Genomic DNA, 12,859 nt, shown 5'->3' with positions numbered 1-12,859 from the left:
TTAACCGGAGAATCGTGCTGTGTACTCATGAGAAGGGCAAAACAAAAAGCCGTCCTAAGGACGGCTTTTTCAATATATCAATTTTAATGACTGTTTGTCAGCGAGTATCCACTCAGAGGTTACTGCTATGCAGCGATTGTCGAGAATTCAGATTTACGTGCATTAAAACGTTCAACCAAATCATCAATGGCTGCTTGGTCATATGGCTTCAAGCCGCTCATCAGCATACGCTTGCGACCGGTGCCAACAACTTCACCATTTTCCTTAAAGTGGAAGTTCAAGGTAACGCTACCGCGTTTTCCTTCAACCTCAATTTCGGATTCTGCCAACTCAACAGTCGGAGAGAGCAAATCCAGACGCTCAAAGTTGAGCTCCATGCTTTCGTAGATCACCAAAGGGCGAACAGTGTTAATCATAATGTCTTTGGATTTCATCAAAGGCACCATGATATGAGGGAAGTTCATGCCCGAGAACTGAACGTAGCTCTTGGTAACTTGTTCGATAAGTGCTTTGTCGGTGGTAATTTCACCTTCACGTGTTACATGGAGGTACTCTTTGTCAGCATCATCAACAATAGCGAAGTCATTGAAGCAACTATGCTTTGCTTTCAAGCCGATGCCATCACTGATCATGCCTGCAAATTCGAAGCGCATTTTCTTACTGATGCCAGCACGGGAAAGCACGACGGAAAACAGAAGATCCCCAGGAACGCAGAAACGTTTGTTATCTTCATCATGAATGGGATTGAAATCGCCCGCGACTTTTTTTGCAAAGTGACTCGCTTGCTCACGGGTAAAGCTGAATACACCATTCTCTTCTAAGTAATATGAATCTAGAAACATGCCTAACGTACTGATAGTGGGTTAATTAAACTGCCAGCTATTCTACCTGATATCTTCCTGATAAATGGTCTAGCCAGTGACAGATGCTAAACGGCGAAGAAATCAGCTAATAGTGACTCAAAATTCAATTTAGCTTTTGGTTGGATATTATACCAAATTACTAAGATTGATTGCATTTGTCACATTTATGGTAGCTAGTATAGCGCGTAAATATTTTTTTAGTGCAACGTGGTACATAATTTTGTACTATTGCGGAAAACGACATGAATGACAATAACATACAAATCATTACTAATAATGATATAAAGTCGTTTAATTACCTTCCGGATAAGCGATGGTTCAGTTTAACCACGGGCTGGCAAGGAGGGTACAGACAGGTTCTCAATAACTGACGAACAATGGCTAGGGTTACTTTATCTGAGCAATTTTAAGATGCTATGTACAGGCATGGCACAATAAACCATCTTCTAGACGTGTAGAAGCTCAGGAAAAATAAAGTAGCACGGAAGCTGCAAAAAATAAGCACTCAGTAAACGGTGGCTTAAACACCGTTTGCTGAGTGCTCATAATAATGCCAAGCTCCACGCTTGTTGGTTGGTATGATGCAGCGAAATCTCGGGTTGGTAGTCTCTGCAACTGCAATAATGCAGTGCAGAGCTCTCATCTTTTCTTTATCTACTCACACTTAAATACGGTTTTCCAACGGGATAACACGTACTTTCTCCCCAACTTCTACTCCTGGTTGCTCTGGCAAAATTTCGATTAAACAGTTTGCTTCGCTCATTGAACGTAAGATACCTGAGCCTTGTTTACCGGCACTTCTTACGGTTAGGCGACCGTTGGCATCGATGCCAAAAACACCGCGGCTATATTCGGTGCGGCCAGGGCGAGAGCGCAGCTTTTCTTCTGCAACCGCGTTGTAGAAAGGGGCCTGCCAGTCTGTCATCCCCTGAAGCTTGCGGATAGCGGGCTCAACGAACTGCATGAAAGTGACTATAACGGCAACAGGGTTGCCCGGTAGGCCAAAGAAAGGTGTGGTATCAATATGGCCAAAAGCGAGTGGGCGGCCTGGTCTCATATTGATACGCCAGAAATTAATCTGTCCAAGTTTGTCGAGAACCGTCTTGATGTAATCAGCATCGCCGACAGAAACACCGCCGGAAGACAGGATCAAGTCGGCTTGCTCGGCAGCAGTGCGCAACGTCGTCTCGAGCGCTTGTTCACTGTCTTCGATGATTCCCAAGTCAACCACCTCACAACCGATTTTGCTTAGCATGGCATGCAGCGTATAGCGGTTTGAGTCGTAGATACAGTTTTGCTTTTGTGCCTCTCCCGGGTGCTGCACTTCATCACCCGTAGAGAATATGGCCACTTTGACTGGCGGCCTGATAGCTACAGAATCCAGCCCAAGGGACGCGATCATGCCGAGCTCAGGGGCTGTAATTTGTGTTCCCGCCTTAACAGCGGCCTGGCCGATGGCCAGGTCTTCACCCGCCTGACGCACATTTTGCCCCGGCTTAATTGCTCCCATCTTTAGGTCGAAAGTGACGCTGTCACCATCCTGGGAGGCTTGTTCACGCATAATGACAGTATCGGCGTTTTGCGGCACGGGGGCACCAGTCATGATCCGAACCGCTTCACCACTGTTCAGCGGCTTATCATAACTATGCCCAGCCATGACCTGGGCGACGACATGGTAGCTGTCGCGGCCGAGATCATCGCTGCGAACGGCATAGCCATCCATTGCCGAGTTGGTATGCTGGGGGACATTCACCGGAGATAAAATATCATTGGCGACAATTTGTCCCAATGCAGATTTGAGATCGACACTTGTTTGGGCCGTTGGTGCGACAATTTGGCGCAAGATCCTATCTCGGCCTTCAGAGACTGATAGCATACCCGATGGGTCTAGATCGCTGCAGGCCAGTGAAGGCGCTGATTGTTGTTTGGCAAAATCGGCGACAAATTGCGTTAGCTTGTCGAGATCATTGATATCCAGCTGCGGCAATTCAGTCTGTGCCGCAACATTTGCTGCAACTGCGATGATGTTACTGTCTTCAGGAAACAGCCACGGTTTGCCAATTTCTTCTCGGTGCAGCTCGATCTTAGGAAAACTAAGCTGTTTGAAGCCTTCGACGAGGATAAGATCAAGCGCATTGAGATCCAGTTCGGCAATCAACTGGGGTAGGGTTGCCTCTTCCTCGGGTGTCTCTGTGATCATCGCCCGGCGATAACGAGAAGAGATCAGCATCTGTCCGGCGCCAGCTTTGCGCAGCCGGTAGGAATCTTTGCCTTCTTTGTCGATATCGAAGTTATGGTGGGCATGCTTGATGACGGCAACGCGGATCCCTAGCTCGACTAACTTGGGCAGCATAGCTTCTAATAGGGTGGTTTTACCCGTTCCGCTCCATGCGGCAAAGCCGAGTATCGGCAGGGAGGTTTGAGTTGGGTTCATAATGCTTGTCCGAATTGTTCTAGTTCTTCTGGCGTATTTAAATTGACGAATGCATTGGGTTGATCACTGAAATCGACGGTGATCATATTGCATTGGCGATAAAGCAAGATGATTTTACGATCGCCGTTTTCCAAAAATTGTTCCAACTTGGGCAGAATGCGGCGGTTAACCAAGGTCACGACCGGTTGGATGTGCTCGCCATCATGGGCGACGGCAATATCGGTGTTGCTATCGCAGGCGCTACTCATTCTAGCCACGAGATCGTGCGGTAGGGCAGGACAGTCACACGGCACAAAGCCAATCCACTCAGAATCAAGATGGTGGAGGGCTGCATGCATGCCACCCAGAGGCCCAGGATAATTTTTGATGTGATCGCCAAAGACTTTGCCATATTGGCGGTAGGTGTCCTGGTTTCTGTTGGCGTTGATAGTGATAGCAGAAGTTTGTGCTCGTAGGGTGTCGATGACATGTTCAATCATCGCACGTCCCGCAAGCGTGACTAATCCTTTGTCGTTGCCACCCATTCGGCTGGCTTGCCCTCCAGCTAAAATGACCCAGCTTGTGTTATCCGGCGTAGGCATATTTGTTATTGTCCTCGTTAACGAGTTGCAGCTCGGCTCGTTCAATGAGTTGTGAGTCTGAAATTGTCCATTGGCGACGACAGAGCTCTGTCAGCGCATTCTTTTGGTGGCTGGTAATCACTAAGCTAGTGCCTCGAGATAACAAATCTTTGCACAGTACAACTAGGCGGTCTGTCGATTCCTGGTCAAGGCTGGCACTGGATTCGTCCATTAAGAGAACTGCCGGCTTAGTAACCCATGCCCGGGCCATAGCCACGCGCTGTCTTTCACCACCGGAAAGCACAGAAATATGCTCATCGGCCAATGTTTCCAAGCCTACCATACGTAAGGCGTTGATTGCCTCGTTACGGCGCTTTTGACGCTCACGAATGGTGAATTTAAGACCATAACAGACATTATCTAGTACGGTTCCATCAAACATGTATGGCGTTTGGTGCATATATACAACACCGTTATTGGAGTGGGCGTAAAACAAACGGCGTAATAGCGAGGGTTTGTTGATATTGATAGCGCCTGTTGTAGGACGCTGTAACCCGCTAAGCACCTTCAATAACGTTGTTTTACCAACGCCGTTGTCACCACTGAGATAGACGGCATCTCGTGGCCCGAGGACAAGGTTAGGAATGTGAAATAACAGCCGGTCTTTGAATCTAACCGATAGGTTTGTGGCCTCGATTGAGAGTTGTGTCATCAAATTCTCCGGCTTAGTTAGTGCGAAGGTGGGCTTTGCCACGCGCCACAGATAGGAAAAAGTTTAGTCCTAATGCCAAAATCAGCAGCACCATTCCTAAAGCAACACCTTGAGCGAAAGCACCTTTGGAGCTTTCTAGGGCAATGGCAGTGGGAATATTCCGTGTTGAGTTGAGGATATTACCACCAACCATCATGGAACAGCCAACTTCCGTAATGACCCGGCTAAATGCAGCGATGATAGCTGCCAGCAAAGGAAAACGGCTTTCCCACATTAGGCTCATGAAGGCTCTGGGCAAGCTGGCACCCAATGTCAGCGAAGTTTCCCAAGCGCGTTTGTCACTGTTTTGGAAGGCGGCATGCATCATGGAAACCAAAATAGGCAAGCATATCAGCATTTGCCCCAGAATCATTGCCTGTTGAGTAAACAGCATTTTCCAGTCGCCCAGAGGGCCAGCCCGCGACAGCAGCATATAGAGCAATAAGCCGATCACTACTGTTGGGATGGATTGGCAGGTATTGAATAAGGAGAGAATCAACCAACGTCCCGGAAACCGACCATAGGCAAGGGCAAAACTGATCAGTAGAGCTGGCAAGAGCACAATGCTAATTGCCAGCAGTGAAACCGAAAATGAAACACCCACGATCCCCCAGAGGGCGGCATCACCGCTGAACAGCAGTTGGATCGCTTGGTGTGTGGTTTGCCAAATATCCATTTACTGAGAAAGCGCATCCGCGACAAATAGCTGTTCGCCGTGTCGCTTGTAGTTATTGATCATGGTCTGTGCCTTTGAGTTAACCAACCAGTCACTGAAAGACTTGGCGCCTTGGTAGTTGATGTCAGGGTAGCGGCTTGGGTTAACCAGGATCACTTGGTAAGGGTTGAACAAGCGGGAGTCGCCCTGCAGAACAATTTTCAGGTCAAGCTTGTTCTGATATGCCAGCCAAGTGCCGCGGTCGGTCATGGTGTATGCCTGTAGCTCAGACGCCATATTGAGTGTCGGGCCCATGCCTTGGCCAACGGCTTTATAACCACCGAAGTTCGGTTCGATGTTGGTTTGTGCCCAAAGCGTCAGTTCTTTTTTGTGGGTACCCGAATCGTCACCGCGGGATACGAAAGTTTCGTTTTGGTCGGCAATGTTTTTCAGTGCGGTTGTTACATCTTTCACCTCACCGAGGTGTGCTGGATCGGACTTCGGACCCACAATCACAAAATCGTTGTGCATTAATTTGCGCGGCAGTACACCAAACCCTTTTTTTACAAACGTGGCTTCTGCCTTAGGGGCGTGGGTCATTACGAGGTCGACATCGCCATTTTCGCCCATGCGAAGTGATTTACCGGTACCGGCGGCAAGCACTTCTACCGTGTAACCGGTATCTTTTTTAAATTCTGGTAACAGGTAGTCCAATAGGCCCGAGTGATAGGTACTGGTCGTGGTCGCTAATCGTACCGTCATATTGTCTGCCGCTTGAATTGCAGCTGAAGAAGCAAGGGCCAACACAACAAGAGTCGTTTTCAATAATTTCATAGTTCTTCCTGACTGAACGTCATTTTGTCATTTATTTTACGCAAGTGAAGCAAAGCTCTCCAAGGGAGATATTCTGCATCCTGATGCGTGAGTCAATAAGCAAATCAAATGCCAATTTGGACAAGTTGCGCATGATAACGCTGGCATTGTCTATAAGATAATGATTTAAAACAATATGTTCGTCACTACTCACATTATTTCAAAAACATTTTGAAACATCTTTGACAGAGATATTCATAGTGAGACAAAATGTCCCACAATTATAACCATAAATAATTTGGGTTTTTATGAATGAAAATGCATCAGTGTCTTGGTCTGCGGTCTCCGTTTTGGTTGTTGACGATGAGCCGGGAATGCGCGCCATCCTGAAAAAAGCACTGAGTAAGCAGTTTGCTCAGGTTGATGTTGCCGAAAGCATCGAGGAAGCGGAAGAGCTTCGCAAGCGGTGTCACTTTGATCTTTTGATTGTTGATATCAACTTGCCAGGTCGTTCCGGTATTGAATGGCATGAAGCTTTTGATCCGCAAACTCGCCGCAGTGATGTGATTTTCATGACAGGCTATGCTGATTTGGAAACGGCGATCAAAGCCCTGCGTGCTGGCGCGTCGGATTTTATTCTCAAGCCGTTCAACCTTGATCAAATGATGCAGTCGGTGCAGCGCTGTATAGAGCGTCGCCTGGTGGAAAGACAGAACTTTGCCTTACAACGGGATGTTGAGCGAAGTTATCCCGTTGACATTATTGGTGATGCACACAGTACGCTATCGATGAAGAAGCTGATTGGTCAGATCGCTCCCTCCCAAGCCGCCGTGCTGGTCGAAGGAGAATCGGGCACCGGTAAGGAATTGGTTGCCCGTGCGCTTCATCAGCTGAGTAAACGAAGCGGTCCCTTTGTTCCCCTGAACTGCGGGGCAATTGCACCCGATCTGCTCGAAAGTGAGTTGTTTGGTCATGTTTCTGGGGCTTTTACTGGCGCCAAGAAAGGCCGTGAAGGCCTGTTCCGAGTGGCCAATAACGGTACCTTGTTTTTAGATGAAATCGGGGAAATGCCGCTGTCTATGCAGTCTTCTTTGCTGCGTGCCCTGGAACAAAAATCGATACGGCCGGTTGGTGCCGAGCGCGAGGTGCAGGTGGATGTCCGGATTGTGGCGGCGACAAACCGTAACCTTAAAGAGGAAGTGGCCGAAGGCCGGTTCCGCCGAGACTTATATTACCGCCTCAATGTGCTGACCATTGAGTTACCCGCTCTACGTGAGCGGCTGGATGATATTCCTGCGCTCGCCTATCACTTTACCCAGCAGTTGGCAAAAGACTTAGGCTCAAAAGCGGTTAACTGGACCCACGAAGATATCAGCGCCATGCAGGCCTATGATTGGCCCGGCAATATTCGCGAGCTACGCAATATGATGGAGCGTTGTTTGCTGCTGGGTAAACCGCCCGCTGATTACTGGCGTGAACTGGCCGGTGAGGCACCAGCCAGAGCAGAGCTGGCGAGTGACCCTGTCACTCAGGGTCCAAGCCAGTCGGTCGACGCGGTCTTGTCCGCGGATGGCAACGAGAGTCATCAGCCTTGTCGCTGCCAAGAAAATGATGAGAAGTCCTTTTGTTATCCCAGCGACTGGACGCTTAAAGATGTCGAAAAAGCGCACATCATGCAGGTTGTCGATTCCCATGCGGGAAATAAATCAGCGGCGGCCAGGCAGCTTGGCGTGGCAAGAAAAACCCTTGAACGCAAATTCAAGGAATGGGCAGATGAAGCCCTGACGACCACCGAACAATAAGGCCGACTATGAAACAGTGCATTGCGATCTGGGTCCGTCGTTTTCGGACTATGGTTCGTTATCGGTTACTGCTGCTGACATCTGTACCGATTATTATTACCTTGCTGGCGTTGATCGCCCTGACAATGTACTGGACGGTGATATACACCTGGCAGAATGCGTTGATGAATGTGCGCGCTGATCTGGCGGTTGCCCACCATAGCATGGAGCTGTTGCAAAAAGAGCAGCGGATGCGGCTGGGCTCCCTGACGGAATCCTACCCATTCCAAACATTGCTTAAAGAAGATCAAAGCCAGCTTATTGATTGGGTCAAGCAGCAGGCGGGTCAGTATGATCTGGATTTTGTTGTTATTCACCCGGCCGCTGCATTAGGAGAATTTCCCAAAGCCAATCGTCATTTATTACTCCAAGGCAAGGAGCAGACTTTTTTCGAGCGGCTCGCCTCGTATGAGTTGGATGATCTGCACCCGGATCTCCCCGCACGCGCGCAAATTCCGCTGCTCAGTGAGAATAACCTCGTATCTTATGGCCTGATAAGCCGCAGCTTAATTCCCATCTTTAACCAGCAGGGCGATCTGCAATGGATCATCGATGGTGGGATTTTGCTCAACAACAGTACTCAGCTAGTCGATCGTATCCGTGATCTGGTGTACGCATCGGATACCCTTCCAGAAGGCAGTATTGGCACGGTCACGTTGTTTATGAACGATATCCGGGTCAGTACCAATGTTCCGCTCGATAGCGTTCAGTTAAATGGCCGGGCGGTGGGTACTCGTGTTTCAGATGATGTTAAACAATCGGTGCTGGAGCGGGGTGAGATGTGGGTGGACCGTGCTTTTGTTTACGATGATTGGTATGTCTCTGCCTATGAGCCATTGAAAGACTACAATGGCGATATTATCGGCATGCTTTATACCGGTTACCTTGAGTGGCCGATGATCAAGATATACCTGACCAATATTGTCGAGCTTGGGGTGGGGATTGTTTTCGTTTTGCTGATTTCCGGGGTGATTGTCTATCGCGGCGCGAGAGATCTGTTCAGGCCAATTGAGAAAATGCACCAAGTGGTTTCGGCAATCCAGTTGGGTCTGGATCGCCGTATCGGCAGCTTGGATCTGACCCGCGGTCATGAACTCCAAATTCTCGGCAAGCAGTTTGATACCATGCTCGATCAGCTTCATCAGCGCAATGAAGCAATCAAGCAAGCGTCGCAGCAGCTCGAGGATAAAGTACAGCGGCGTACCCAAAGCCTGAGAGAGAAAACCGAAGAGCTGGAGCAACATATCAAACTGTTGAATCAAGCCAGAAGTAAACTGGTCAGCAATGAAAAATTAGCGGCTCTAGGTGAACTAACGGCAGGGATTGCCCATGAAATCAACAATCCTACGGCTGTTATTTTAGGTAATGTTGAGCTGATGCAGTTAGAGCTCGGTACCGATAGTGAACGCGTTCGAGAAGAGCTCGAAGCGATTCACCAGCAGATCGATCGTATTCGCAATATTACCCGAAGCTTGCTGCAGTATAGCCGCCAGGGCGGGGTACAAGATGAAGTGACTTGGCAGCATTTGAACCCTATAGTCGAAGAGAGTCTGACTCTAGTCAGGAGTGGTACCAAAAAGTTCGATGTCGAGATCCAAACTGAACTGAACGCTCGTTGCTGTGTGGAAGTCAACCGCCATCAAATGCTGCAGGTGTTGGTGAATTTGCAGATGAACGGTATCCATGCCATGAATGATCAAGGTACATTGCGGGTGATGACTGAAGATTGGCTCGATGAAACAGGTAGCCCGATTGGAGCAATCGTGAAAATTATCGATCATGGTTGTGGGATCAGCGAAGAGAGCATCGAACGGATTTTCAATCCGTTCTATACCACCCGAAGAAGCGGCACTGGGTTAGGGTTATCGGTGAGCCAAGGTATTGTGAGTGGTATCGGTGGCGAAATCGTGGTGGAGTCCGAGTTGGGCAAAGGGTCGGTATTTACCGTCTATTTACCGGAAAAAGCGAATAATAGTACTAAGATGTCTGTTGATTTAGAGACGATATAACTGGGATAAAGTAAAAAGGGCATGTTGTTGACATGCCCTTTTTACTTTAATGAACGCTTTAATGATAAAAGTTTCATTGCTTATTACCGTAAGGTGGTTACATAAGTACGAGGCCAACGACCATAAATGCCAAGCTGGTGAAAATGGTACGTGTGATAATGCCGGTGTGAGTTGGATTGATCATTTCTTGATGCTGCATATATTACCCTTTTATGACAACTTGAAGATATTTGTGATTTTATTTTCACTTTTCCATCATAGATCAACTTTCTTATGAATAAAGCAATATTTGGAAAAATTGTGCACATTGTCATTTTGGGCTAATTGGCGCCCATACTAATAAAAGCAACTTTATTCGAGATTGGTGAGTTTAGGGATCAGCAGTTTTTGGCCTGCAAAAATTGTCGCATCGCTTAGATGATTGACCTGCTTGATTAAATCGACAGAAATGTTGTTGGTCTGGGCCAGCTGATTGAGAGAATCGCCTACCTTGATGTCTATGACATCATAATGTTGTTTGGCATAGTTAGATGCGTGCTTGTGTTCAAAAAAAAGGGTCTTGTTTTTAAGCGGCATCAAGATCTTATTGTCTTTATCTCGGCGGGTATAGCCAGCGGTGTAACCGGGGTTATAGTGATACAGTTCCTTGCTGGATAAACCTGAGAAGGTGGCGACGGTGCCCAGTTTGACCTTTCTGCTGATGGTTATCTCTTCGAGTATAGGTTTGGCTTGAATTGGGTGGAGAGGAATGTCATATCGGTAACTATGGTGCTTTACCAAATCGGCCATCGCCAATAGTTTCGGTACGTAATGGCGGGTTTCTTTGGGTAGTTGTAGTGACCAGAAGTCGGTTGATTTACCCGCTTGTTTATTCTGCTTGATTGCAGTCCTTACTCTGGCTCCGCCAGTATTGTATGCCGCAATGGCGTGTAGCCAGTCTTGGTTGAATTTGTCATATAGGTACTCGAGTAAATCCAATGCGGCCTCTGTGGAAGAAACGATATCACGCCGGCCGTCGTAACCCTTGATGATGTCTAACCCGAATGCCTTTCCGGTTGGTTCGGTGATCTGCCAAAGGCCTGCTGCGCCTTTGTGCGAATAGGCGAATTGATCAAAACTGCTTTCAACAAAGGGGAGAAGGACGAGCTCTATTGGTAGTCCTCGGGCATTCACTTGTTGGTAAATATAATAAAGAAAAGGCTCTGCACGGGCAGTGACTTTTTCTATGTGGTAGGGATTGTTCACATACCAGCGCTTGTAATAGCGGATAGTACGGTTATTGGGTACGTCTATGGTTAGCTCACTGGCCAGTAAGTCCCATAGATCGGGTGTGTGTTCCGTTTTGGCTTGCTGATTCTCGCGGTTTAAGGACAGCTCAGGATGGCGATGGTCAGAATTTGTGGTATCTGAGCCGGTAGCAATGAAGCTGCCTTCGAACAGGCGTTTGTCGATTTCACATTGGGCAATGGCATCTTCAGATAGAAACTGTATTGATGCTACTGGTGTGGTCAAGGGAACCAAGTCGTTTTGGTTAACGGTGCGAATGGATTGGCACCCAACAGCGCAACTCATGAACAACAATAAAAATATACTTCTCATGAACATAATAAATTGTCGCCAGTCAAAAAATTATTTTGATTTGTGTCATTATTTTGACGGTTGTATTTATGTTAGCAGCAATCAGAAAGATTGGAAGCCAATGACTACGTTAAAATGCATGTCTGCCGAAAAATATGCGTTTTTACTCAAAATGAGACAAATTTCACAATATTGCGGAGTAACAGCTAGGCTTTACGATACTGAAAGCGAGTTGGATAGACGTATTTATGCAAAGCACCTATTTCCCAGCCGGTACGGTATTGAGAGTCCGATGCAGTACCTATTGGCACTACGGTATCGCTGATGGGACTGGTTATGTGATTCATAATTCGAAAAAAAGGCGTCGGGTTGAGCGTGAAACCGAAACTGAATTTTCCGAAGGACGGGTGATTGAAATCAGTGATATCATTGGGCCGAACCCACGTGCAGCAGTGCGCTATGCGAAAACTCAGCTTGGCAGGACATATAACTTATTTAGCCAAAACTGCGAGCAATTTGTACGAGAAGCCCATGGGCTGCAGATCGAGTGTACCCAGTTTCAGAGATTGGTTGTGGCAGCTGCCGGGGGATATATGACGCTCAGTGCGCCATCGATGCTGGGGAAAATGGCCGGGATGGGGGTGTTATTAGGCGCTGTGTTAACGTCGTCGGAAAAGCAGCCTTATCAGAACGCTGTGAATGGGGCCAAGCTGGCGGTAGGGGCGAGTTTGATCCTACCCTCATTGCTCCGCCGTATACTGTAGCGTTGTTTGTATGACAGGTGTTGCTTATTCCTATAGAGTATCTGCAACAAATTTCAAATAGTTAGATCTCCACCACAGAAATTTTTATTCATTGGCCGTATGTTAACAAAAGGTGACTGAGTAAATACACTAATGCGCGAGAACTTCTGTGACGATTTTAATTGAACGCCATCATGACAGAGCTCATGATGACATTACCATGCTTAGCGAAAAGATTGCAGGCCAGCTTGAACAGGAGTATGGCCTAACGTGGTCTTGGCACGACGATAAAATGCATATCAAACATTCTGCAGCGAAAGGGTTCTTACATGCTGAAGAAGGAAAAATAACAATTCAGCTTCAACTGATGGGGTTTGCTGCTGCATTTTTTGCAACCACCATCGAAAGCCATATTACCGAACAACTGGATAAGCATTTGCTTGCCAGTTGATTCGTCGCATATAGCAATTTCTTCTATAAAGAGCTCGTTCAGAGCTCTTTTTTTATCTCTATGATTCATAGCGTTTTTTCTGGCTTTCTCTGTGACAAATCTCACAATCACACCCTTCAGCGCGATAAAGTGTTGTTTTAGGGAGAACATTCTAATTGAAA

At 47.4% G+C, this 12,859-nt stretch carries 11 protein-coding genes; 4 read left to right on the top strand and 7 right to left on the bottom strand.

Annotated elements, in window-relative coordinates; genetic code table 11:
- Positions 1-125: 125 nt before the first annotated feature.
- The 6 genes from C9J03_RS12420 to C9J03_RS12395 form a co-directional block, all read right to left on the bottom strand.
- Positions 126-842 carry a DUF3581 domain-containing protein gene (locus tag C9J03_RS12420; RefSeq protein ID WP_044623398.1) on the bottom strand — a complete coding sequence of 239 codons (717 nt, stop codon included), beginning with the start codon at positions 840-842 and terminating at the stop codon, positions 126-128.
- 685 nt (positions 843-1,527) lie between these two features.
- A complete protein-coding gene (locus tag C9J03_RS12415) occupies positions 1,528-3,297 on the bottom strand; it encodes a bifunctional molybdopterin-guanine dinucleotide biosynthesis adaptor protein MobB/molybdopterin molybdotransferase MoeA (RefSeq protein ID WP_044623397.1) in 1,770 nt (589 codons plus the stop codon).
- Complete coding sequence (gene mobA / locus C9J03_RS12410; protein WP_044623396.1) at positions 3,294-3,878, bottom strand: molybdenum cofactor guanylyltransferase MobA; 585 nt, start codon at positions 3,876-3,878, stop codon at positions 3,294-3,296. The genes C9J03_RS12415 and mobA overlap by 4 nt, the downstream gene beginning before the upstream one ends.
- A complete protein-coding gene (locus C9J03_RS12405) occupies positions 3,862-4,569 on the bottom strand; it encodes an energy-coupling factor ABC transporter ATP-binding protein (protein WP_044623395.1) in 708 nt (235 codons plus the stop codon). The genes mobA and C9J03_RS12405 overlap by 17 nt, the downstream gene beginning before the upstream one ends.
- Before the next feature lie 13 nt (positions 4,570-4,582).
- Positions 4,583-5,284 carry an ABC transporter permease gene (locus C9J03_RS12400; protein WP_039461292.1) on the bottom strand — a complete coding sequence of 234 codons (702 nt, stop codon included), beginning with the start codon at positions 5,282-5,284 and terminating at the stop codon, positions 4,583-4,585.
- A complete protein-coding gene (locus C9J03_RS12395) occupies positions 5,285-6,097 on the bottom strand; it encodes an ABC transporter substrate-binding protein (protein WP_044623394.1) in 813 nt (270 codons plus the stop codon).
- Between the two features lie 287 nt (positions 6,098-6,384).
- Between C9J03_RS12395 and C9J03_RS12390 the strand changes: the two genes are divergently transcribed.
- Both C9J03_RS12390 and C9J03_RS12385 read left to right on the top strand, forming a co-directional pair.
- Positions 6,385-7,878: a sigma-54-dependent transcriptional regulator gene (locus C9J03_RS12390; RefSeq protein ID WP_044623393.1), complete on the top strand. Its 1,494-nt coding sequence runs from the start codon at positions 6,385-6,387 to the stop codon at positions 7,876-7,878.
- Positions 7,879-7,886: 8 nt separating this feature from the next.
- Positions 7,887-9,926, top strand: coding sequence for a sensor histidine kinase (locus C9J03_RS12385; RefSeq protein WP_231580668.1), 2,040 nt, complete (start codon positions 7,887-7,889; stop codon positions 9,924-9,926).
- A gap of 351 nt (positions 9,927-10,277) precedes the next feature.
- Here the strand turns inward: C9J03_RS12385 and C9J03_RS12380 are convergent, their stop codons facing one another.
- Positions 10,278-11,438 carry a transglycosylase SLT domain-containing protein gene (locus C9J03_RS12380; RefSeq protein ID WP_162845562.1) on the bottom strand — a complete coding sequence of 387 codons (1,161 nt, stop codon included), beginning with the start codon at positions 11,436-11,438 and terminating at the stop codon, positions 10,278-10,280.
- A gap of 314 nt (positions 11,439-11,752) precedes the next feature.
- Between C9J03_RS12380 and C9J03_RS12375 the strand changes: the two genes are divergently transcribed.
- Both C9J03_RS12375 and C9J03_RS12370 read left to right on the top strand, forming a co-directional pair.
- On the top strand, positions 11,753-12,268 hold the full coding sequence (locus C9J03_RS12375; RefSeq protein WP_044623392.1) for a lecithin retinol acyltransferase family protein: 516 nt from the start codon (positions 11,753-11,755) through the stop codon (positions 12,266-12,268).
- A 148-nt stretch (positions 12,269-12,416) separates the two neighbouring features.
- Entirely contained in the window at positions 12,417-12,698 is a 282-nt protein-coding gene (locus tag C9J03_RS12370) for a polyhydroxyalkanoic acid system family protein (RefSeq protein WP_039461285.1), read from the top strand.
- The last annotated feature ends 161 nt before the right edge of the window (positions 12,699-12,859 follow it).

The organism is Photobacterium gaetbulicola (assembly GCF_003025515.1).
In the GTDB taxonomy this organism is placed as follows: domain Bacteria; phylum Pseudomonadota; class Gammaproteobacteria; order Enterobacterales; family Vibrionaceae; genus Photobacterium; species Photobacterium gaetbulicola.
This window is presented reverse-complemented; position numbering and strand designations above follow the sequence as displayed.